This is a genomic window from Paracoccus laeviglucosivorans, from assembly GCF_900182695.1.
GTDB classification, from domain to species: Bacteria; Pseudomonadota; Alphaproteobacteria; order Rhodobacterales; family Rhodobacteraceae; genus Paracoccus; species Paracoccus laeviglucosivorans.
In genome coordinates this window covers 158,634-180,710 of the sequence record NZ_FXTK01000004.1, presented here as the reverse complement: position 1 = coordinate 180,710, position 22,077 = coordinate 158,634, and the positions used below count along the sequence as shown (strand labels likewise).

Sequence of the window (22,077 nt, the reverse complement as noted above, 5' to 3'; positions counted from 1 at the left end):
GGAAGGGCGTTCCGGCAAGGGGTGCTGCAAAACGGGTGTCGGACAGGTTCAGGCGCGGTCGTCCTTGGGCGAGTTCATCACGACATGCGTGGTAATGGTCGAAATCTGCGGAAACGCCCCCAGCACCTCGGTGTGGAAGCGGCGATAGGATTCCAGATCGCGCACCTCGACCCGCAGCAGATATTCGATCGAGCCGGTGATGTTGTGGCATTCGCGCACCTGTGGCGCGGCCATGCAGGCACGCTCAAAGGATTGCTGCGCCTCGTTCGAGTGGCGCGACAGGCCGACCGTGACATAGGCGGTAAAGCCCGCCTCACGAGCGGCGGGATGGATGACCGCGCGATAGCCCACGATGGCCCCCCGGCGTTCAAGTTCCTGCACCCGGCGCAGGCAGGCGGACGGCGAAAGGCCGATCTCGGCAGCCAGCTGTTGATTCGGGATGCGACCGTTCTGCGCAAGAATTTGCAATATCCGCGCAGAGATCGGGTCTTTCTCGGGTGTGGGTTGCAAACTTTCAGCTCCTTATAACAACATAAATCAGAAATTGCGCAGGGATTGGAATATTATTGTCCGAAATCAACGGATAAACCCATGTCGCAGCACATCGTTCTGGCCCTTGCCACCTTTGCCCTTGTCACGTCGATCACGCCCGGTCCGAACAACCTGATGCTGATGGCATCGGGCGCAAATTTCGGAATGCGGCGGACTTTGCCGCATATGCTGGGCGTGGCGCTGGGATTCGGCGCGATGGTGGGTCTGGTGGGGCTGGGCCTGGACCAGATCATCGCCCGTTCCCCCCTTGTCGCGCAAGGGTTGAAATGGCTGAGTTTTATCTATGTGCTTTGGCTGGCATGGAAAATCGCCCGCTCGGACGCGCCGCAGGGGCGCAAGGGGGCCGCTGCCCGCCCCATGACCTTTCTTGCCGCCTGCGCTTTCCAATGGGTCAATCCCAAGGCGTGGATGATGGCCCTGGGGGCGCTTTCCGCCTATTCGGCCGGGGCGGGTGGCGTGATTGGGGTGGCGCTGGTGTTCACGCTGATCAACCTGCCATCGGTCGCGGTCTGGGCGGCGATGGGGCAGGGGATGCGCGGCTTCTTGCAGGATCCGCTGCGGCTGCGGCTGTTCAACTGGGCGATGGCGCTGCTGTTGATCGGCTCGATGGTGCCGGTGCTCAGGCACTGATCCAGATCAGTGCCGCCACGCCCAGAACGATCAGCGCCATGCCAGCCAGCTGACGCGGGCCAGCGCCTTCGCGAAAGACGCGCCCCGATACGATCTGTGCCATGACCACCTCGACCAAGGCCAGCGTGCGGACATTGGCTGCTGCGGTAAGCGCAAAGCCCATGAACCAGAAAAGCGAGGCGAAGGCCCCCAAAAACCCGGCTTTCATCGACCCGCGCCAGTGCCGTGCGATGCCCAAAAGCGCCGGACGGTCCGCCGCGCCCAGCCATGCCAGCATCAGCGCCGATTGTATCCCAAGGCTTAGCGCCAGCACCGTGGCCGAGCGGGTGACATAGCCGCCATCCGGCAGCGCAAGGATACCGCCGCGAAAGCCGATGGCCGACAATCCGAACAGCGCGCCCGCCATAACGCCCAGACCCGCCGCGCGCCAGCCGCCGCTGCGCCAGTTCACCCCCGACATCAACACGACGCCCAGCGTGGCCGTGGCGATGGCCGCCATGCGGGCAGGCCCAAGCGGTTCGGCCAGCAGCACCGCGCCGATGACGGCCAGCGTCACAGGCTCGGTCTTCAGCAGCGCGGTGGTGACGCCGAAGCCGCGCGATTTCATCGTGACCAGCATCAGCGCGGTGGCGGCGATCTGGGCAAGGCTGCCCATAAGCGTCCAGCCGACCACCCGCATATCAGGGATGGGGATCGTGTGGCCCATGGCCCAGATGCCCAGAAACAGCAGGGCAAAGGGCAGGCCGAACAGGAACCGCACGGCGGTCGCGCCCATCGTGCCGATCTCTGCCGTCAGACCGCGCTGCGCCGCGTTACGGGCGGTTTGTGCTGCAGCGGCGATCAGGGTCGCGATGATCCACATGGCTTAGCCGCGAATGGCGGCCAGCATCCGCGTCACGTTGTCGGGATCGGCGTCAGGGGTGATGCCATGGCCCAGGTTGAAGATATGCGCGCCGCCGGAAAATGCGGTGACGATGCGGCGGGTCTCGGTCTCCAGCGTGTCGCCGCCGGTGACCAGCAGGCGGGGATCAAGGTTGCCCTGCACGCAGCCATCGGTCTGGACATTGCCCGCCGCCCAGTCGGCGCTGACGGAATTGTCCAACGCCACGCAATCGGCCCCGACCGCACGGGCAAAGCCCGCGTAACGCGCCCCCGCCTCGCGCGGGAAGGCGATGACCGGCGTTGCCGGATGGCGGGCCTTCAGCGCCGCGATGATGCGTTTCGCCGGGGTCAGCGCGAAATCGTCGAAATCCTGCCCCTTGAGCGAGCCTGCCCAGCTATCGAACAGCTTCACCACCTCGGCCCCGGCGTTGATCTGGGCCGAGAGGTATTCGATGGTCGCATCCGTGATCTTGTCGATCAGCGCCGAGAATGCCGCGCGGTCGGCGGCCTTGAAGGCATGGGCCGGACCCTGATCGGGTGTGCCGCGTCCCGCGATCATATAGGTCGCGACCGTCCATGGTGCGCCCGCAAAGCCGATCAGCGTCGTTTCGCGCGGCAGTTCGCGCGACAGGATGCGCACGGTTTCATAGATCGGGTTCAGCGTGTCGTGGATCGCATCGGTGCTGCGCAGCGCGGCTACCTGATTGGCGCTGGTCACGGTGGACAGGCGCGGCCCTTCGCCGGTCGCGAACCACAGATCCAGCCCCAGCGCCTGCGGGATCAGCAGGATGTCCGCAAACAGGATCGCCGCGTCGAATGCGTAGCGGCGGATCGGTTGCAGCGTCACCTCGGCTGCCAGTTCGGGATTATAACACAGCGACAGGAAATCGCCCGCCTGCGCCCGTGTGGCGCGATATTCCGGCAAATAGCGTCCCGCCTGACGCATCATCCAGACCGGAGGGGTGGGCAGGCGTTCGCCTGAAAGCGCGCGCAGAATGGTTTTCTGGGTCATGTTCACCTCGTTGCGGTTCTTCATGGCGCGCGCGTCCCCGTTGTCAAGGGCGCGGGGGGGCGCTAATCGGGGCAGATGACCCAGATGCCCACACCTTCGACCCCCATTCGCATCGGCACGCGCGGCTCGGCGCTGGCGCTGGCGCAGGCGCATGAAACCCGTGACCGGCTGATGGCGGCGCATGGCCTGACGGCCGATGCGTTCCAGATCGTGCCGATCAAGACGACAGGCGACCGCGTGCAGGACCGCGCGCTTAAGGAAATCGGGGGCAAGGGCCTGTTCACCCGCGAGATCGAGGATGCGCTGATCGCGGGCGACATCGACATCGCGGTGCATTCGATGAAGGACATGCCCGTCGCGCAGCCCGACGGTCTGCTGATCGACTGCTATCTGCCGCGCGAGGATGTGCGTGATGCGTTCGTGTCACCGCATTTTGCGGGGATTTCGCAGCTGCCAAAGGGGGCAGTGGTCGGCTCCTCCAGCTTGCGGCGTCGGGCGCAGCTATTGGTGCGCAGGCCGGATCTGCAACTGATCGAGTTTCGCGGAAATGTGCAGACCCGGCTGAAAAAGCTGGAAGACGGCGTGGCTGTTGCCAGCTTTCTGGCGATGGCGGGCCTGTCGCGGCTGGGCATGACCCATGTGGCGCGTGGCGCGGTCGAGCCCGCCGAGATGTTGCCCGCCGTCGCGCAGGGCTGCATCGGGGTCGAACGCCGGGCAGACGATCTGCGCGTGGCCCAGATGCTGGCCGCGATCAACCATGCCCAAAGCTTGCTGCGCGTTGTGGCCGAGCGGGCGTTTCTGGCCCGGCTGGACGGTTCCTGCCAGACGCCGATCGCCGGGCTAGCCGAACTGGACGGCGACAGGCTGCGCATTCGCGGTGAAATCCTGCGCCCTGACGGGACCGAGGTGATTGCAGGCGAACGTATCGGCCTTGCCAGCGACGGTGCTGCGATGGGTGACGATCTGGCGGCAGAACTGCGCAGGCGGGCGCCCGGCGATTTCTTCGACTGGGCCTAAGCCGCCAGCGCGACCAGCAGGCCCAGGGCCAGCAGCGCCATGCTGCGGCGATACAGCGTCAGGCCTCGCAGCAAGTCCTGCGGGCCGGGATCGCGGGCAGCGGCGTTCAGCCAAGGCTCGGGGGTGGATACCCCGTGATAGCTGCGCGGGCCCGACAGGCGGATGCCAAGCGCGCCTGCCATCGCGGCCTCGGGCCAGCCGGCATTGGGCGAACGGTGATGACGCGCATCGCGGCGCATCACGCGCCATGCTTGCGCCGACCACGCCGCCGCCACGAACAAAAGCCCCGTCAGCCGTGACGCGGGCAGGTTGACCACATCGTCCAGCCGCGCCGCGATCCGCCCGAACAGCAGATGGCGCGGGCTGCGATGACCGATCATCGAATCAAGCGTGTTGATCGCCTTATAGGCGGCGATCCCCGGCAGACCGCCAATCGCGGCCCACAGCACGGGCGCGGTGATCCCGTCCGAGGTGTTTTCCGCCAGACTTTCCAACGCGGCCCGCGCGATGGGGGCGGGATCGTCCGACAGGTCGCGCCCGACGATCATCGCGACGGCCTGTTTCGCACCCGCGATATTGCCAGCCGTCAGGGGCTGGGCCACCGCCGCGACGTGATCGTGCAACGAACGGCTGGCGACAAGCGGCCATGCCAGCAATCCCAGCAGCACCCCCGATCCCGGCAGGGGACGCAGCAAAACGGTCAGCGCCCATGCAGGCAGGACCGCTGCCACCACCACGACCAGAACCGCCAGCCCTCCGCGCAGGATGCGACGCCCACCGCGGTTCCAGCGCGTATCCAGCGCCGCGATCAGCCGTCCGATCCACACCACAGGATGCGAGATGCGGCGATAAAGCCTGTCAGGCCAGCCAAAGGCTGCATCCGCAAGCAGGGCCGTCAGCGCGATTGTCAGCGTCTCGGCGCTTAGCATGGCGCGGTCCGGTTGACGCATTCAACGGCCCAGTTGTCCGAGTGGCGGGTCAGGACGGTCAGAGACAGGGGGGCTACGGAAAACGCCAGTGCCGCCGGACCCACAGCCAGCGCAAGTGCCGCCCGAACGGTTCCGGCATGGGCGACGATTGCGGCGGTTCCGCCAAGACCCTTTAACAAGGGCTGCACGCGGGCCGCCATATCCAGAAAGCTTTCACCTTTGTCCGGCCGATGGCTGGCCAGTTCTGCATGGGACAAGGGACCAAGATCGGGGACAGGTCCATCTTCCCAGATGCCGAAGTCCTGTTCCCACAGCGCTGCGTTCAGGCGGGGATGCAGGTCCATCGCATCGCAGGTCTGGCGACAGCGCAGGGCGGGGCTGCACAGCAGAACATCCGCGCCCAGCAACTGCCCGCGCAGCCAATCCAATGCCGGTTGGTCGCTGCAATCTGCCGCCACGTCGCGCCGTCCTGCCAGTCCCGGCTGGGACAAGGGGGCATGGCGGGCGATTAGGATGCGGGCTTGGCTCATGCGGGGCATGGATAACCGCGCCTGATGTCCTGTCAACGCCGTGTGGGCGACGAAAGAATGGTGAGGGATCTGTTCCAAGGCGCGAAGCTGGTAAACAAAGGGGCAAAAGGAACATCCGATACGGCCGGGTGTTTCCTAAGGCGACAACCCAAGGAGCTAGCCCATGCGTTTCATCCCGATCCTTCTTCTGCTTGCCACTCCGGCTTTTGCGCAGGATGACGTAACCTATGACGACAAGGCGGTGAATGCTTGCCTGACGGCGGCTGCGGATGACGGCGCGCGCCATGCCTGTATCGGTCAGGCTTCGACCACCTGCATGGATGCGCCGGGGGGCTACAGCACTGTCGGCATGACAAGCTGCGTGAACCATGAACGCGACGACTGGGACAGGCTGCTGAACGACAATTACGGCAAGCTGGTTTCCAAAGCGAAAGAGAATGACGCCGCGAACGGCGCACAGCCGACCCTGCCCATGCTGCAAAAGATGCAGCGCGACTGGATCACCTTTCGCGACTCTAGCTGCAAATTCGCCGCATCGCAGTTTCAGGGGGGCACCGCAGCCGGTCCCGCAGCCGAGGTGTGCGTGATGACCCTGACCGGCGAACAGGCCCTGCGCCTTGGCAGCATGATCGGCGAGACGCGGTGAAGCGCGCGCTGCTTATGCTGCTGCTGGCTTCCCCGGTCTATGCCGGGGACAGTTCCGGCTTTGACCCGGCGGCGATCGACCAATGCCTTGGCGCGGCGGAAACGCAAGGGGCCAAGGCCGATTGCGCCGATACCGGGATGCAGGCCTGTCTGGATTACGCATCAGCGAAATACAAAGGCGACGACCCGGACTTTCCGATGTCGAACTGCCTGGACGCCTCGCATCAGGCATGGGAGGCGAAGCTGACCGCGACATATCAGGATGCGCTGAACCGCCTGCCCGCCGAACCGCTGCGTAAGGCCGAGCGCGACTGGATCACCTATCGCGACGCACTTTGTGCCCTGTCGGACGGCGATCTGGCCCAAGCGCGCTGCGTGCGGGATGAAACCGCAAGACAGACGGCGCTGCTGATGTCGCTGTCCGAAAGCAGCTGAACACAGGAAAGGGAGGGAAATGGCTGACCTGACGCTTTGGCACGTGCCGCAATCACGCTCAATGCGGATTCTGTGGCTGCTTGAGGAAATCGGCTGCGATTATGAGCTGGTCGAGATGGATATGACCGACGGCTCGATGCGGCGGCCGCCCTATGATGTGATCCATCCGGTGGGGCGCGTGCCCGCCTTGCGCGACGGAGACGTCACGGTTCACGAATCCGGTGCCATGACCGAATGGCTGTGCGAAACGCGGGCGCCGCATCTGTGGCGTGCGCCGGGCAGTCCGGGGCGGCTGGCGTGGCTGGACTGGCTGCATTACGGCGAAACGCTGGCCCAGCATGTCGCGAACCTGACGCAGGCGCATGTCTTCCTGCGCGAGGACTGGCAGCGTTCGCCCACGGTGATGAAGCTGGAAACCGCGCGGCTGTCGCGGGCACTGAACCTTGTCGAGCAATGGCTTGAGGGGAATGACTGGCTGATGAACGAATTTTCCGGCGTGGATTGTCAGGTCGGCTTCTCGGTCTGGATCGCCAGCCGTTTCGTGCGTTTTGACGACCGCCCGGCCTTGGCCGCCTATCGCGACCGCTGCGCCGCGCGACCGGCTTTTCAGCGCGCTTTGCCGCGACCCGGCACGACGCTGCTTTATCAGCGGGATTTCTACGAACTTCCTGCCTGATGGTCCGGGCGTCCAAGCAACTGTTTGCAAAGGCGCATCACGTATCGAAATGACATAAGCCTTGCGCTGGGCGCATGGCTGCACTTCTCCTGCTTGCGACTGGTGGAAATTCGCACGATCTGTTATCGCGAACATACCCCATTCCACCCCAGATCGACCGAAAGCTGAAGCATGTCGCACCAGCCCAATCTCAAGCTTGCCATTCTGGCGCTCGGCCTTGGCGCATTCGCCATCGGCACCTCGGAATTTGCCGCGATGGGGCTGCTGCCCTGGTATCGCGATGACCTGCTGCTGACCGATCCGCAGGCTGGTCACGTGGTCAGCGCCTATGCGTTGGGCGTGGTGGTCGGTGCGCCGATCACGTCGATCCTTGGGGCCAAGCTGCCGCGCCGCCGTTACCTTGCGGCGCTGATCGCGATCTTCGGGGTGATGAACCTGGCCGCGGCGGTCCTGCCGGGTTACGGCACATTGGTCATCACGCGCTTTCTGGCCGGTCTGCCGCATGGCGGCTATCTGGGCGTGGCGATGCTGTTTGCCGCCGACGCCATGCCCCGCGAACAGCGGGCCAAGGGCGTGACGCAGGTGCTGCTGGGGCTGACCATCGCCAATATCGTCGGCGTGCCGATTGCGGGTGCGCTGGGGCAGACGCTTGGCTGGCGCTGGGGTTTTGCGCTGCCGGGCGTCTTGGCGCTGCTGGCGGGGTGGCTGATCCTGCGCATTGCGCCGCGCGTGGGCGCCAATCCGAATGCCCGCCCCATGGCCGAGCTGCGTGCCCTGGGGAACCCTGCCGTGTTGCTGACGCTGCTGGTGGGAACGGTGGGCTTTGGCGGGTTGTTCGCGGTCTATTCGTTCCTCTCTGCCGCGATGCTGGCCACGACGACGCCGCCCGCATGGGCGCTGACCGTGCTGCTGGCCGCGTTCGGCGTGGGCGGCACGCTGGGCAGCATCCTGTCCGCCCGTCTGGCGATTCGCATGGGCAATTTCCCGTCCGCGCTGGTGCTGATCCTGTTCATGGCGGCGACGCAGGCCTTTGCCTCCTACGCGGTGGGCGACTGGGCCATCATGATCGTATCATCCTTCCTGCTGGGGCTGGGGTCGGGCATGGTCGTGCCCTTGCAGACCCGCCTGATGGACGTCGCCGGAGAGGCGCAGTCAATGGCTGCCGCGATGAACCACGCCGCCTTTAACGCCGCGAACGCGCTTGGCCCTTGGCTTGCGGGCATGGCGCTGGCGGCAGGCTGGGGCTGGCGTTCCTCGGGGTTGGTCGGCGTGGCGCTGTCGTTTGCCGGTCTGCTGGCACTGGCGCTGTGCTGGTGGCAGGCCCGCGCCTCTGGCTCAGTTCAGCCGGTGCAGGATCGCCCTGCGCGAGCCTGAGCCGAATTCCCGCCGGATATTCATGCCGACGACGGCGGTGGTGGCGATGAACAGCCAAAGCGGCCCCGCCAGCCATCCCAGCGCACCCAGCGCGAAATAGACGCAGCGCAGCCCCGAATTGAAGCTTTTGGCCGCCGTGATATTGATCTCGGCGGCTTGCAGCGCCTTGGGGACGGCCATCGGGTCGGTGATGTCATTGGGCACCGCGCCCATCAGGATCGCGCAATAGCCGAACAGCCGGTGTGACCAGATGAACCGCAGCAGCGCATTCGCCACGAAGAACAGCACGACGACGATCTTGATTTCCCACATCAGCGCCGGGATGTGGTCCATGTCGAATTGCCGCGCGACGCCCGCAAGCTGATCCGTCTTGCCGATCAGCGCCAGCCCGCCCCCGATCGCGATCAGACAGGCCGAGGCAAAGAATGCCGTGCCCTCGCGTAGGGTGGTCAGGATATTCGCGTCGAAGATTCGCGGTGATCGTGTCACGAATTGCCGCATCCATTCGCGCCGATGTTCTTTCATCAGGATCGAGACGGATGGCCAGTCCTTGGGCGGATGTTCGATCACCCAGCCGATGACGAACCAGCTTAGAAACAGCCAGACCACCGCCAGCATGTCGGCAGTGGTAAAGGAACCGGGCAGGGCAAATATCGTGTTCATGCCGTTGATTTTAGCTGTGACGCAGAAAGGTTGCCAGCGTCCCGCGCGGGGGCTATCCAAGTAAGGTCAGCTTGTTTCGGGGAGGATGCAAAATGGCACCAGCAGGGGGGATGCTGTAATGCAGATGCCCGCGCCCGATCAAGGGGTTATCGCGCGTCGCGCGGCGATTGCGGCCCGGCTGGCCCATGCGGTGCCTGGCGCGGTGATCGACGATCCGATGGAAACCCGCGCCTATGAATGCGATGCTCTTTCGGCCTATCGCTGCCCTCCCCTGGCCGTGGTGCTGCCCCGCACCACCGAGGAAGTCGCGGCGATCCTGCGCATCTGTCACGACGAACGCGTGCCGGTAGTGCCGCGTGGCGCCGGGACCAGTCTTGCGGGCGGGTCCATGCCTACGGCAGATGCGGTCGTGGTGGGGCTGGCGCGTATGAACGCGGTTCTGGAAACCGATCTGGCGGACCGTTTCATCCGGGTGCAGGCGGGGCGCACGAACCTGTCGGTATCCGGTGCTGTCGAGGGGGCGGGGTTCTTTTATGCGCCCGATCCCTCAAGCCAGTTGGCCTGTGCGATCGGCGGCAATATCGGCATGAACTCGGGCGGGGCGCATTGCCTGAAATACGGCGTGACGACGAACAATCTGCTGGGCGTCACCGTGGTCCTGATGGATGGCAGCGTGGTCGAACTGGGCGGCCCGATGGGCGAAGCCCCCGGCCTTGACCTGCTGGGCGTTATCTGCGGGTCCGAAGGTCAGCTTGGCATCGTGACCGAGGCGACCTTGCGCATCCTGCCCAAACCCGTGGGCGCGCGGCCCGTGCTGGTGGGCTTTGACGCTTCCGAAACCGCCGGGGCCTGCGTCGCCGCGATCATCCGCGCGGGCGTCCTGCCCGTCGCCATCGAATTCATGGACCGCCCCTGCATCCGCGCGACCGAGGAATTCGCCGGCGCAGGTTACCCCGATTGCGAGGCGCTGTTGATCATCGAGGTCGAGGGCTCGCCCCCGGAAATCGACGAACAACTGGCGCTGATCCGGGGTATTGCCGACGGGTTCGCCCCGGTCGAGTTCCGCGAAAGCCGATCCGAGGATGAATCCCGCCGTATCTGGCTGGGCCGCAAATCGGCCTTTGGCGCGATGGGCCAGATCAACGATTACATGTGTCTGGACGGCACGATCCCGGTCTCGACGCTGCCGCAGGTTCTGGCGGGCATCGCGCGGCTGTCGGGCGAATACGGGCTGGACGTGGCCAATGTCTTCCATGCGGGCGACGGCAATATGCACCCGCTGATCTTGTATAACGCCAACACCCCCGGCGATCTGGAACGGTGCGAGGCCTTGGGCGCGGAAATCCTGAAGCTGTGCGTTCAGGTCGGCGGTTGCCTGACCGGCGAGCATGGCGTCGGCGTCGAAAAGCGTGAGCTGATGCTGACCCAGTTCTCGCAGGCCGATCTTGAGGCGCAGATGCAGGTCAAGGACGTGTTCGACCCGCAATGGCTGCTGAACGCGGCCAAGGTGTTCCCGCTGGCCGTTTCGGCCCCGCGTCGCGAGGGGCTGCGCAATGCGGCCTGAGACCGAGGCTGAACTGGCCGAGATCATCCGCACGTCCCGCGCCACCTTGTCGCCCATCGGTGGCGGCACCCGGCTGCGACCGGGCGAAGGCGTGGCCCCGCTGGATGTCAGCGGGTTGTCGGGCATCACGCTGTATGAACCCGCCGCGCTGACGGTGGTGGCGCGCGCGGGCACGCCATTGGCCGAATTGCAGGCCGCGCTGGCTGCCGAAGGGCAGATGCTGGCCTTTGAACCCGATGAGCGCGAAGGATCGACCATCGGCGGGGTGGTTGCGGCCAATGCCTCGGGCGCGCGCCGGGTGCAGGTGGGGGCGTGTCGGGACGCGCTGCTGGGCGTGCGCTTTGTCGATGGGCAGGGCGAGGTCATCGCCAATGGCGGCCGCGTGATGAAGAACGTCACCGGCTATGATCTTGTGAAGCTGATGGCCGGATCGCGCGGGCAACTGGGCGTGCTGACCGAGGTGGCGTTGAAAACCGCGCCGAAACCGCCGGTCACCGCCACGCTGGCCGTGCCGGGGACGGCGACGGATGCGGTCGCGGTGCTGACGCAGGCGCTGACCGGACCATACGACATTTCCGGCGCCGCTTGGCTGCCGGGGCAGGGCGCGTTGGTGCGGATCGAGGGGCTGGAAGGCTCGGTCGCCATCCGCAGCAAGGCCCTGGCCGAAAAGCTGGGGGCGGAAGTGACCCAAGCCGATTGGGCCACAGTGCCGCGCGCGGCATCGGGCGATCTGTGGCGCATCATCTGCCGCCCGTCCGAGGCGCCGCGCCTGCTGGCCGCCCTGCCGCAGCCAATCGCGATGGATTGGGGCGGCGCGCTGATCTGGGTGGCGCTGCCTGCGGGGGAAACCCCAAACCTGCCCGCATGGTCGGGCCATGCCAGCCGCGTCACGGGCGATGCGCCCCTGACCATCCCCGCGCCGAACCCGGTGGTTTCGCGCCTGAACGCCAGCCTTCGCGAGCGGTTCGACCCGCGCGCCATCTTTGCCAGCGACGGAACATGCAGACAAACTTCTCGCCTGAGCAGCTGAAAGACCCGCTGACCGCAAGGTCGAACAAGATCCTGCGTGCCTGCGTGCATTGCGGGTTTTGCACCGCGACCTGCCCGACCTATCAGGTTCTGGGCGATGAATTGGACAGCCCGCGCGGGCGGATTTACCTGATCAAGGACATGCTGGAAAACGGCCGGGATGCGGATGAAAAGACCGTCAAGCATCTGGATCGCTGTCTTGGTTGCCTGTCCTGCATGACGACCTGCCCCTCGGGCGTGGATTACATGCATTTGATCGACCATGCGCGGTTGCATGTGGAAAAGACCTATCGCCGCCCGTGGCGCGACCGGGCATTGCGCTGGATGCTGGCGCGGGTGCTGCCGTATCAGGGGCGTTTCCGGCTGGCGCTGTGGGGCGCGAAGCTGGCGCGGCCTTTCGCGGGGCTGATGCCCGACGCGCGGCTGCGCGCGATGCTGGAGATGGCGCCGAAATCCCTGCCGAAGCCTGTGCGAGAGGACGGGGTGCATGCCCCCATCGGGGCAAAGCGGGCGCGGGTGGCGCTGATGCCCGGATGTGCGCAGCGGGCGCTGAACACCGACATCAACGCCGCCACCATCCGTCTGCTGCAACGGGCGGGTTGCGAGGTGGTGGTGCCGCAATCCTTTGGCTGCTGCGGGGCGCTGACCCATCACATGGGGCGCGAAGATGACGCGCATCATTCCGCACGCGCCACGATCCGGGCGTTTCTGGACGCGGGGCCGCTGGATGCGATCATCATCAACACATCGGGTTGTGGGACCACGATCAAGGATTACGGCAAAATCTTTCCCGGCGATGCCGATGCCGCCCGCGTGGCCGGGCTGGCCCGCGATGTGACCGAGTTTCTGGATCAGCACGGACTGCCCGAAGGCACGGGGCAGGCGCTGCGTGTGGCCTATCACTCGGCCTGTTCGCTGCAACATGGGCAGCAGATCAAGACCACACCGAAATCGCTACTGACGCGGGCTGGCTTTACGGTGCTCGAGCCGGAGAACCCCCATCTGTGCTGCGGATCGGCCGGGACATACAACCTGCTGCAACCCGAACTGTCGGGCGAATTGAAGCGCCGCAAGGTTGCCGCGCTGGAGGCAGTGGGGCCGCAGGTGATCGCGGCGGGCAATATCGGCTGCATGATGCAGATCGGCGCGGGAACCGGCGTGCCGGTGGTCCATACCGTCGAGTTGCTGGACTGGGCGACGGGTGGTCCGCAGCCCCCGGCCTTGAAAGCGGTGGGCGGCATTCCCAACTAAGCGGTGTCGGAGGGCCCAAGGGCGCCGATGGACCTGCCCGCCCGCTGCAGGGGGGCAAGCCTTTGTATCGCTTTGCAAAAGGATGCGAACATGCGTAATTTTGATTTGACCCCGCTGTATCGTGCTTCGGTCGGCTTCGACCGTATGGCCGATGTCATGGACCGCGCGCTGAGCGCCGATATTGCCAGCTATCCCCCCTATAATATCGAAAAGACCGGCGAGAATGCCTATCGCATCTCGATCGCCGTGGCGGGCTTTGGTGCCGATGACCTGAATGTCGAAGTGCGTGACGGCGCCGTCATCGTGTCGGGCCGCAAGGCGCCCGAGGATGAGGGCCGGACCTTCCTGCATCGCGGCATCGCCACCCGCGCCTTTGAGCGTCGGTTTACTTTGGCCGATCACGTCCGCGTCGATGGCGCGAGCCATGTGGACGGGATGCTGAACATCGACCTGTTGCGCGAGATCCCCGAGGCGCTGAAGCCGCGCCGCGTCGAGATCGCCAAATCGGTGAAATCGGTCGAGAAACTGGACGCCTGATCGCTGGCGTCGCGGGGGCGCTGCCCCCGCACCCCCGAGGTATTTTCAGAACAGAGAAGTCGAAAAGGGCGCCGGTTGCGGCGTCCTTTATAGTTTGCGCCGCGCGCGCAGGGCTGCGGTGATGGTGCCGTCGTCGAGATAGTCGAGTTCGCCGCCGATGGGCACGCCTTGGGCAAGGCCGGTGACGGCGACGCCGCTGGGTGCCAGCGCTTCTGCGATGTAATGGGCGGTGGTCTGGCCCTCGACGGTGGCGGAAAGCGCGAGGATTACCTCGGTGATGCGTTCGTCACTGAGGCGTTCGAGGAGTTGCGGGATACGCAGATCATCGGGGCCGATTTCGTCCAGCGCGGACAGGCTGCCGCCCAGGACATGGTAGCGGCCCCGGAAGGCCCGGCCGCGTTCCAGCGCCCAAAGATCGGCCACCTCGGTCACGACGCAGATTTCACCGGTGGCGCGGGCGGGGTCTGTGCAGATCGGGCAGATGTCGCTGCCGGTGACATTGCCGCAGACCAGACATTCGCGGGCGTTTTCCGCGACGCTGGCCATCAGGCTGGCAAGTTGGGCCATTTGTCCGGTCCGGCGGCGGATCAGGTGCAGCACTACCCGGCGGGCTGAGCGCGGGCCAAGGCCCGGCAGTCGCGCCATGGTGGCGATCAGCGTCTCGATCTCATCGCCGGAGGCGGCCATTCAGAATGGCATCTTCATATCGGCGGGCAGGCCCAATTCGCGCGAGAGGCGGGCCATTTCTTCCTGCGCCTTGTCTGTCGCGCGGCGCTGCGCGTCCTTGATCGCGGCAAGGATCAGATCCTCGACCACTTCCTTTTCCGAGGCGACGAAGATCGACGGGTCGATGTCCAGCGCCGTCAGCTCGCCCTTGGCGGTTGCGGTGGCCTTGACCAGACCCGCGCCGGATTCGCCAGTGACGGTCAGTTTGGCCAGACCGTCCTGCATCTCGGCCATTTTGGTTTGCATCTGCTGTGCGGTTTCCATCATTTTCGACAGATCGCCGAAGCCGCCCAATCCTTTGAACATCGTCTATTCCTCGTCCTCGAAGGGGTCCCATTCCTCGACCTCGGCCACGGGGCCTTCGGTCAGGTCATGCGGGGATGTATCCTCGCCCGCAGGCTTTTCAACCGCCAAGGGGGCAGGAACGGGGCGGATTTTGGTGATTTTCGCCGCCGGAAAGGCCGCGAAGATCGCCTGCACCGCCGGATTGTCCATGACGCGGGCGCGCACGGCCGCTTCGCGCGCAAGGCGCTGTTCGGTCACTGTGGGCTGGCCGGGTTCGGAGACGACGACCACCGCCCAGCGTTGCCCGCCGGTCCAGCCGCGCAGCCGTTCGGCCAGACGTTGGGCGAAATCGCGGGGGGCATTGTCGGTCGGGTTGAATTCGATCCGGCCCGGCGCGTAGCGGACCAGACGCAGATGGTCTTCGACATCCAGAAGCAGCTTCATGTCGCGCATGCGCCGGATCAGTTCGATCACTGCGGCGAAATCGGGATAGGCGGCCAGCGCGTCGGGTGACACCGCAATCGCCGCTGCGCTGCCATTGGGCTGCATGGCGATGGGCGCGCGTGGGGCAGCCGCGCGGGGGGCATCGCGTTGGGTGGCGGCGGGGGCTGCGCGTTGGCTGAACTCGCCCGCCGCGACCGAGGCCTGGACCTTGCGGATCAGCGCTTCGGGGTCGGGCAGGTCGGCCACATGGGTCAGCCGGATGATTGCCATTTCGGCGGCCATCATGGCGTTCGGCGCTGCGCCCACTTCCTCAAGCGATTTCAGCAGCATCTGCCACAGCCGCGTCAGGGCACGCATGGGGATGCGTTCGGATATGTCCTGTCCACGGGCGCGTTCATCGGGGCCGATGGTGGGATCGTCCAGCGCCTCGGGGGTGATTTTGACGATGCTGATCCAATGCGTGATCTCGGCCAGATCGCGCAGCACGGCCATGGGGTCGGCGCCATCGGCATATTGCGCCTGCAGTTCTGCAAGCGCCTGCGCCGCAGCGCCGCGCAGGATCATGTCGAACAGGTCCAGCACGCGCCCGCGATCCGCCAGACCCAGCATGGCGCGGACCTGCGGCGCGGTGGTTTCGCCCGCGCCATGGCTGATCGCCTGATCCAGCAGGCTGGTCGCGTCGCGGGCCGAGCCTTCGGCGGCGCGCGTGACCAGCGCCAGCGCGTCATCGGTGATCTGCGCCCCCTCACGCTCGGCGATCTTGCGCAAAAGTGCGATCATCACCTCGGGCTCGATCCGGCGCAGGTCGAAACGCTGGCAGCGCGACAGGACCGTCACCGGCACCTTGCGGATCTCGGTGGTGGCAAAGATGAACTTCACATGCGGCGGCGGTTCCTCAAGGGTCTTCAGCAGCGCGTTGAAGGCGCTGGTGGACAGCATGTGAACTTCGTCGATGATGTAGATCTTGTAGCGGGCCGAGGCCGCCCGGTAGTGGACCGATTCAATGATCTCACGGATGTCGTTCACGCCGGTGCGGGATGCGGCGTCCATCTCCATGACATCGACATGGCGGCCTTCGGAAATCGCCACGCAATGTTCGCAGACACCGCAGGGTTCCGTCGTGGGGCCGCCCGCGCCGTCGGGGCCGATGCAGTTAAGACCCTTGGCGATGATGCGGGCGGTGGTGGTTTTGCCCGTGCCACGAATGCCCGTCATGATGAAGGCCTGCGCGATGCGGTCGGCGGCAAAGGCGTTCTTCAACGTCCGCACCATCGCATCCTGCCCGACCAGATCGGCAAAGGTCTCGGGGCGGTATTTCCGCGCCAGCACTTGATAGGTCTTGTCGCTGTCGGTCATGTCCCGGCCTTGTTGCTGGCGCGCAGATTAGCCGCAGGGGGCGGAGCCGACAACCGCCGATCTAGGCCGCCTGCCAGTCAAAGATCAGTTCTTCGCGAAAGGCGAAGCGGGCGATGTGGCTGTCGGTAACCTTTTGCAGATGCGCCATCGCATCCGTGGGTGCAGTCAGGCGGATCGCCAGCATGTCCGCCCCGGCGGTCAGTTCGATCACGCGGTCGTCGGGCATCCCAATGCGGGCCTGTTGCGCGTCGTAGCTGACCTCGAACTTATGCGCCCAGTGCTTGGCTAATTGTTGCAGGTAACGGCTGCCATGGGTGGTCGCGACATCGCAGCGGGTCGTGGTCAGGGTCATTGGTCATTCCTTGCGCATTGTTGCTTCCCGGCTGGCATGGGGCTGGCAGGAAATCGGGCAGATACATAGGTTTGCGTGTCACGAAGCCGTGAATGTCGCTAACCCGTCGCCACCTGTCCACCATATAAACCAGATGCAGCGTCGTTCAATCCTTGCGGGCCTTGCCGCCCTGCCTTTCGCCGCCCCGCGCTTTGCCCGCGCGGCGACGGATACCGCCTTGTCGGATGCAGCCCGTCTGCCGCAGCTTCGCGCCATCGCCATCTGGCAGGGGCGCGAGATCGCGGCGCGGGGATATGGCGGCTTTACCCCGGACCGGGCCACGAATATCAAATCCGCATCGAAAAGCATCGTTTCGGCCTTGGCGGGGATCGCGATTGCCAGGGGGCTTTTCACCGGCCCCGATCAGCGCGTGGCCGAGGTGCTGCGCGACGATCTGCCCGCAAATCCCGACCCGCGCATGGCGGACCTGACGCTGGGCCATCTGCTGTCGATGCAGGCCGGATTGCAGCGGCAATCCGGGCCGAATTACGGGCGCTGGGTCAGCAGCCGCAATTGGGTCCGTGCCGCGCTGGATGTGCCGTTCGAAACCGATCCGGGCGGGCGGATGCTATACTCCACCGCCTCGACCCATCTGGTGTCGGCCATGCTGACCAAGGTTGGCGGCAAATCCACGCTGGCTTTGGCGCGGGAATGGCTGGCGCTGCCGGGATTTCAGATCACCGCATGGGAGCGTGACCCGCAGGGCATCTATCTGGGCGGCAACCAGATGGCCATGTCCACACGCAGCCTGCTGGCCTTCGGTGCCGCCTATGCAGCCGAGGGGCAGGGCGTCATCCCCCGCGACTGGATCGCGGCAAGCTGGCGCCCCCGCACGCGGTCGTTCTTCAACGGCGAGGAATATGGCTATGGCTGGTTCATCAGCCGGATCGGCGGCCGCCCGGTGCGCTATGGCTGGGGCTATGGCGGGCAGATGATCTATGTCTTTCCGGGCCAGAATCCGGTGGCCATCGCCATGACATCGGACCCGGATCTGCCTTCGGCGCGATCGGGTTATCGCGAAACGCTGCACGCGCTGGCCGGGGAACTGGTGCAAGGGCTGTGACGACCCGTTGACCATGGCGCAAGTGCAGCATATCTGCGCGTCATGGCACGCGCACCCCTTTTGCAACTTACCGATATTTCGCTGACCTTCGGCGGCAACCCCGTTTTCGACGGGCTAAGCCTGACCGTCCAACAGGGCGACCGGGTCGCCCTTGTGGGCCGCAACGGCTCGGGGAAATCCACGCTGATGAAGGTCATGGCCGGGCTGGTCGAACCTGACGCAGGACAGGTCATCACCCCCGCCGGCGTCAAGGTCGGCTATATGGAGCAAGAGCCGGATCTGTCCGGTTTCGCCACGCTGGGCGATTTCGCCCGCGCAAGCCTTGATGACAGCGAAGGCTACCGCGTCGAAATGGCGGCCGAAGGGCTGAAATTCGACCCCGACCGCATCGTCGCCACCGCCTCGGGCGGGGAACGTCGCCGCGCCGCCTTGGCCCGTCTGCTGGCCGAAGCGCCCGAACTGATGCTGCTGGACGAGCCGACCAACCATCTGGACATCGAAGCCATCGGCTGGCTTGAGGAACAGCTTTCCACCACGCGCGCCGGCTTCGTGCTGATTTCGCACGACCGCGCTTTCTTGCGCGCGCTGACCCGCGCGACCCTGTGGATCGACCGGGGCGACGTGCGCCGTCAGGAACGCGGTTTTGAGCATTTCGAGGATTGGCGCGAAACCACCTGGGCCGCCGAGGACGAGGCGCGCCACAAGCTGGACCGCAAGATCAAGGCCGAGGCCAAATGGGCCGTCGAAGGCATCAGCGCCCGGCGCAAGCGCAATCAGGGCCGCGTCCGTGCGCTGGCCGATCTGCGCGCCGAACGCAGCAGCCAGATCCGGCGTCAGGGCACGGCGATGCTAGAGCTGGAGTCTGGCCAGACCTCGGGCAAGCGGGTGATCGACGCCAAGGGGATCAGCAAGGTCTTTGGCGACCGCACCATTCTGCAACCCTTTGATCTGCGCGTGCTGCGCGGCGACCGCGTGGCCTTTGTCGGGCCGAACGGCGCGGGCAAAACCACAGTCATCAAGATGCTGACCGGCGAAATCGCCCCGGATACGGGTGAGGTGAAGCACGGCACCAATCTGGACATCGCGGTATTCGATCAGGCGCGTTCGGCCATCGACGAAAAGGTCAGCCTGTGGGACGCGCTGACCGGCGATCCGTCGATGCGCGTGTCGGGTCGGTCCGATCAGGTGATGGTGCGTGGCAATCCCAAGCATGTCGTGGCTTACCTGAAAGACTTCCTGTTCGACGAGGCGCAGGCCCGCGCGCCCGTAGGCAGCCTGTCGGGCGGTGAAAAAGCGCGGCTTTTGCTGGCGCGGATCATGGCGCATCCGTCGAACGTGCTGGTGCTGGACGAACCGACCAACGATCTGGACGTGGAAACGCTGGACCTTTTGCAGGATATTCTGGGCGAGTATGACGGCACGGTGCTGCTGGTCAGCCACGACCGTGACTTCATCGACCGCGTGGCGACGACCACCGTGGCGATGGAAGGGGACGGTCGCGCCGTGATCTATCCCGGCGGTTGGTCCGACTACCGTGCGCAGCGCGAGGAGACGGGGGCGGTCTTCGCCGTCGGCGCCTCGGTCGATGCCAAGCCCTCTGCCAAGCCGGTGTCCGCGCCGGTCGCCACGCCCGCAAAATCGGGCCTGAGCTTTACCGAAAAGAAGCGGCTGGAATCGCTCCCCGGCGTCATGGACCGCTTGCAGGCCGAGATCGCCAAGCTTGAGGAATTCCTGGCCCAGCCGAACCTGTTCAGCGCCGCGCCTGCGAAATTCGCCAAGGCGACAGAAGGGCTGACCGAACGCCAGACTGCGCTTGCCGCGGCCGAGGAAGAATGGCTGGAACTGGCCGAAAAGGACGGGGCCTGACAGGGCCTCGACCAAGGCCGTCTTGGCGCATAGGCTATGCCCACCAGCGCATGAGGAACGGCCATGGAAGAACCGAAAGCATCCGAGCTGATCGACGCGAAGATCGCCAGCCTGGGCGATTGGCGCGCTGATACGCTTGCCCATATGCGCGCCCTGATCCTGAAAGCGGCCCCTGATGCGGTCGAGGAGGTCAAATGGCGCGGAACGCCTGTCTGGTCCGACCACGGCATCATCTGCACGGGCGAAAGCTACAAGGACAAGATCAAGCTGACCTTCGCCAAGGGTGCGTCGCTGCCCGACCCGGCGGGGCTGTTCAACGCCAGCCTTGACGGCAATGCCCGGCGTGCCATCGACCTGTTCCAAGGCGACGCGGTGGATGAGAAAGCCTTTGCCGCACTGATTGCCGAGGCGGTGGCGCTGAACCGGGCGAAAAAGCGGAAGTAAGGCGGGCTTTACTTTCAATCCATGCAAAGCGGCTGACGGCTTGCCGATCGACGGCCCAAACGAAAAAGGCCGCCCCAAAAGGGACGGCCCAATTTCACGCCAAGGGGCGATGATTACATCATGCCGCCCATGCCGCCCATGTCGGGCATACCGCCAGCCGGAGCTTTGGGCTCGGGCTTTTCAGCGATCATGGCTTCGGTGGTGATCAGCAGACCAGCGACCGAGGCTGCGTCTTCCAGCGCGGTGCGGACGACTTTGGCCGGGTCGATGACGCCGAACTTGAACATGTCGCCATATTCTTCGGTCTGGGCGTTGAAGCCGAAAGCCTTGTCGGTCGATTCGCGGACTTTGCCAGCGACGACAGCGCCGTCAACACCGGCGTTTTCAGCGATCTGGCGCATCGGAGCTTCCAGCGCGCGGCGGACGATGGCGATGCCTGCGTCCTGATCCGAGTTCTGGCCGGTCAGACCGTCCAGAGCCTTGCCGCCCTGAACCAGAGCCACGCCGCCACCGACGACAACGCCCTCTTGCACGGCCGCACGGGTCGCGTTCAGCGCATCGTCAACGCGGTCTTTGCGCTCTTTGACTTCGATTTCGGTCATGCCGCCGACGCGGATGACGGCAACGCCACCGGCCAGTTTGGCAACGCGCTCTTGCAGTTTTTCGCGGTCGTAGTCCGAGGTGGTTTCCTCGATCTGCTGACGGATCTGCGAAACGCGGGCTTCGATCTCGGGCTTGTCACCGGCACCGTCAACGATGGTGGTGTTGTCCTTGTTGATCGAAACTTTCTTCGCGCGGCCCAGCATGTCGACCGTGACGTTTTCCAGCTTCATGCCCAGGTCTTCCGAGATGACCTGACCGCCGGTCAGGATCGCGATGTCCTGCAGCATGGCCTTGCGGCGATCACCGAAGCCCGGAGCTTTGACAGCAGCGATTTTCAGACCGCCGCGCAGCTTGTTGACGACCAGCGTGGCCAGAGCCTCGCCTTCGACGTCTTCAGCGACGATGATCAGCGGCTTTTGCGACTGGATGACAGCTTCCAGCAGCGGGACCATCGGCTGCAGCGACGACAGTTTTTTCTCGTGCAGCAGGATGTAGGCGTCTTCCAGCTCGGCAATCATCTTGTCGGCGTTGGTGACGAAATAGGGCGACAGGTAGCCGCGGTCGAACTGCATGCCTTCGACGACTTCGACTTCCGTCTCCATGCCTTTGTTTTCTTCGACGGTGATCACACCCTCGTTGCCAACGCGCTGCATGGCTTCGGCGATCTGCTGGCCGATGAAGGCTTCGCCGTTGGCCGAGATGGTGCCGACTTGCGCAACTTCAGCCGAGTCGTTGACCGGGCGCGAAGCCGATTTGATCGCTTCGACGACTTTGGCGGTGGCCAGGTCGATGCCGCGCTTCAGGTCCATCGGGTTCAGGCCAGCCGCAACCGACTTCATGCCTTCTTTGATGATGGCCTGGGCCAGAACGGTGGCGGTGGTGGTGCCGTCGCCAGCTTCGTCATTGGTGCGCGAAGCGACTTCGCGGACCATCTGGGCGCCCATGTTTTCGAACTTGTCCGACAGTTCGATTTCCTTGGCGACCGACACACCGTCCTTGGTGATGCGGGGCGCACCGAACGATTTGTCGATGACGACGTTACGGCCTTTCGGGCCGAGGGTAACCTTGACGGCATCCGCGAGGATGTTCACGCCTTTCAGCATGCGGTCGCGGGCGTCGGTGTTGAACTTGACTTCCTTGGCAGCCATTTGCTGTTCTCCTTGAAAAGATTAG

The 22,077-nt window shown here is 65.1% G+C and carries 24 protein-coding genes; 13 read left to right on the top strand and 11 right to left on the bottom strand.

The features are described 5' to 3' along the window. Positions 1–48: 48 nt before the first annotated feature. Positions 49–510 carry an Lrp/AsnC family transcriptional regulator gene (locus FN835_RS06460; RefSeq protein WP_142662387.1) on the bottom strand — a complete coding sequence of 154 codons (462 nt, stop codon included), beginning with the start codon at positions 508–510 and terminating at the stop codon, positions 49–51. 81 nt (positions 511–591) lie between these two features. Between FN835_RS06460 and FN835_RS06455 the strand changes: the two genes are divergently transcribed. Further along, the gene (locus FN835_RS06455; RefSeq protein ID WP_142662386.1) at positions 592–1,182 is read left to right on the top strand and encodes a LysE family translocator; all 591 of its coding nucleotides are present in this window, start codon (positions 592–594) and stop codon (positions 1,180–1,182) included. Here the strand turns inward: FN835_RS06455 and FN835_RS06450 are convergent. Next, entirely contained in the window at positions 1,172–2,044 is an 873-nt protein-coding gene (locus FN835_RS06450) for a DMT family transporter (protein ID WP_142662385.1), read from the bottom strand. The two genes, FN835_RS06455 and FN835_RS06450, sit on opposite strands and share 11 nt — an antisense overlap. 3 nt (positions 2,045–2,047) lie before the next feature. Next, positions 2,048–3,076, bottom strand: coding sequence for a uroporphyrinogen decarboxylase (gene hemE, locus FN835_RS06445; RefSeq protein WP_142662556.1), 1,029 nt, complete (start codon positions 3,074–3,076; stop codon positions 2,048–2,050). Positions 3,077–3,151: 75 nt separating this feature from the next. On the opposite strand from hemE, the gene hemC reads away from it, so the two are divergent. After that, the gene (gene hemC, locus FN835_RS06440) at positions 3,152–4,093 is read left to right on the top strand and encodes a hydroxymethylbilane synthase (RefSeq protein ID WP_142662384.1); all 942 of its coding nucleotides are present in this window, start codon (positions 3,152–3,154) and stop codon (positions 4,091–4,093) included. On the opposite strand, the gene cbiB is transcribed toward hemC, so the two are convergent. Continuing rightward, positions 4,090–5,043 (bottom strand): adenosylcobinamide-phosphate synthase CbiB, encoded by a 954-nt coding sequence (cbiB, locus tag FN835_RS06435; RefSeq protein WP_425467458.1) that lies wholly within the window; start codon positions 5,041–5,043, stop codon positions 4,090–4,092. The two genes, hemC and cbiB, sit on opposite strands and share 4 nt — an antisense overlap. Continuing rightward, entirely contained in the window at positions 5,016–5,561 is a 546-nt protein-coding gene (locus tag FN835_RS06430) for a histidine phosphatase family protein (RefSeq protein ID WP_142662383.1), read from the bottom strand. Before FN835_RS06430 ends, cbiB begins: the two co-directional genes overlap by 28 nt. Before the next feature lie 154 nt (positions 5,562–5,715). Here FN835_RS06430 and FN835_RS06425 point away from each other — a divergent pair, with 154 nt between their 5' ends. The 4 genes from FN835_RS06425 to FN835_RS06410 all read left to right on the top strand — a co-directional run bounded on the left by FN835_RS06425 (position 5,716) and on the right by FN835_RS06410 (position 8,682). Further along, on the top strand, positions 5,716–6,198 hold the full coding sequence (locus FN835_RS06425) for a lysozyme inhibitor LprI family protein (protein ID WP_142662382.1): 483 nt from the start codon (positions 5,716–5,718) through the stop codon (positions 6,196–6,198). Continuing rightward, entirely contained in the window at positions 6,195–6,632 is a 438-nt protein-coding gene (locus FN835_RS06420; RefSeq protein ID WP_246098663.1) for a lysozyme inhibitor LprI family protein, read from the top strand. Before FN835_RS06425 ends, FN835_RS06420 begins: the two co-directional genes overlap by 4 nt. Positions 6,633–6,651: 19 nt before the next feature. Then, on the top strand, positions 6,652–7,308 hold the full coding sequence (locus tag FN835_RS06415) for a glutathione S-transferase family protein (RefSeq protein WP_142662381.1): 657 nt from the start codon (positions 6,652–6,654) through the stop codon (positions 7,306–7,308). Positions 7,309–7,479: 171 nt separating this feature from the next. Beyond that, the gene (locus FN835_RS06410) at positions 7,480–8,682 is read left to right on the top strand and encodes an MFS transporter (protein ID WP_142662380.1); all 1,203 of its coding nucleotides are present in this window, start codon (positions 7,480–7,482) and stop codon (positions 8,680–8,682) included. Here the strand turns inward: FN835_RS06410 and FN835_RS06405 are convergent. Next, the gene (locus tag FN835_RS06405; protein WP_142662379.1) at positions 8,644–9,345 is read right to left on the bottom strand and encodes a DUF599 domain-containing protein; all 702 of its coding nucleotides are present in this window, start codon (positions 9,343–9,345) and stop codon (positions 8,644–8,646) included. The genes FN835_RS06410 and FN835_RS06405 overlap by 39 nt on opposite strands. Positions 9,346–9,463: 118 nt before the next feature. Here FN835_RS06405 and FN835_RS06400 point away from each other — a divergent pair, with 118 nt between their 5' ends. From FN835_RS06400 to FN835_RS06385, 4 genes are all read left to right on the top strand, one after another. Then, complete coding sequence (locus FN835_RS06400) at positions 9,464–10,909, top strand: FAD-linked oxidase C-terminal domain-containing protein (protein ID WP_142662378.1); 1,446 nt, start codon at positions 9,464–9,466, stop codon at positions 10,907–10,909. Then, entirely contained in the window at positions 10,899–11,939 is a 1,041-nt protein-coding gene (locus FN835_RS06395) for an FAD-binding protein (protein WP_142662377.1), read from the top strand. Before FN835_RS06400 ends, FN835_RS06395 begins: the two co-directional genes overlap by 11 nt. Then, a complete protein-coding gene (gene glcF / locus FN835_RS06390) occupies positions 11,909–13,189 on the top strand; it encodes a glycolate oxidase subunit GlcF (RefSeq protein ID WP_142662376.1) in 1,281 nt (426 codons plus the stop codon). Before FN835_RS06395 ends, glcF begins: the two co-directional genes overlap by 31 nt. Positions 13,190–13,279: 90 nt before the next feature. After that, positions 13,280–13,726, top strand: a complete 447-nt coding sequence (locus tag FN835_RS06385) for an Hsp20 family protein (protein WP_142662375.1) — start codon at positions 13,280–13,282, stop codon at positions 13,724–13,726. A gap of 87 nt (positions 13,727–13,813) precedes the next feature. Here FN835_RS06385 and recR read toward each other — a convergent pair whose 3' ends face one another. The 4 genes from recR to FN835_RS06365 form a co-directional block, all read right to left on the bottom strand. Next, complete coding sequence (recR, locus tag FN835_RS06380; RefSeq protein ID WP_142662374.1) at positions 13,814–14,413, bottom strand: recombination mediator RecR; 600 nt, start codon at positions 14,411–14,413, stop codon at positions 13,814–13,816. Beyond that, a complete protein-coding gene (locus tag FN835_RS06375; RefSeq protein WP_142662373.1) occupies positions 14,414–14,758 on the bottom strand; it encodes a YbaB/EbfC family nucleoid-associated protein in 345 nt (114 codons plus the stop codon). A gap of 3 nt (positions 14,759–14,761) precedes the next feature. Continuing rightward, positions 14,762–16,537 carry a DNA polymerase III subunit gamma/tau gene (locus FN835_RS06370; RefSeq protein ID WP_142662372.1) on the bottom strand — a complete coding sequence of 592 codons (1,776 nt, stop codon included), beginning with the start codon at positions 16,535–16,537 and terminating at the stop codon, positions 14,762–14,764. A gap of 61 nt (positions 16,538–16,598) precedes the next feature. After that, complete coding sequence (locus FN835_RS06365; RefSeq protein ID WP_142662371.1) at positions 16,599–16,889, bottom strand: DUF2218 domain-containing protein; 291 nt, start codon at positions 16,887–16,889, stop codon at positions 16,599–16,601. 133 nt (positions 16,890–17,022) lie between these two features. On the opposite strand from FN835_RS06365, the gene FN835_RS06360 reads away from it, so the two are divergent. The 3 genes from FN835_RS06360 to FN835_RS06350 all read left to right on the top strand — a co-directional run bounded on the left by FN835_RS06360 (position 17,023) and on the right by FN835_RS06350 (position 20,301). Next, on the top strand, positions 17,023–17,991 hold the full coding sequence (locus FN835_RS06360; protein ID WP_142662370.1) for a serine hydrolase domain-containing protein: 969 nt from the start codon (positions 17,023–17,025) through the stop codon (positions 17,989–17,991). A 42-nt stretch (positions 17,992–18,033) separates the two neighbouring features. Then, positions 18,034–19,857 carry an ABC-F family ATP-binding cassette domain-containing protein gene (locus tag FN835_RS06355; RefSeq protein ID WP_142662369.1) on the top strand — a complete coding sequence of 608 codons (1,824 nt, stop codon included), beginning with the start codon at positions 18,034–18,036 and terminating at the stop codon, positions 19,855–19,857. A gap of 63 nt (positions 19,858–19,920) precedes the next feature. Further along, a complete protein-coding gene (locus FN835_RS06350) occupies positions 19,921–20,301 on the top strand; it encodes a DUF1801 domain-containing protein (RefSeq protein ID WP_142662368.1) in 381 nt (126 codons plus the stop codon). 113 nt (positions 20,302–20,414) lie between these two features. On the opposite strand, the gene groL is transcribed toward FN835_RS06350, so the two are convergent. Beyond that, the gene (gene groL / locus FN835_RS06345) at positions 20,415–22,052 is read right to left on the bottom strand and encodes a chaperonin GroEL (protein ID WP_142662367.1); all 1,638 of its coding nucleotides are present in this window, start codon (positions 22,050–22,052) and stop codon (positions 20,415–20,417) included. Between the last annotated feature and the right edge of the window lie 25 nt (positions 22,053–22,077).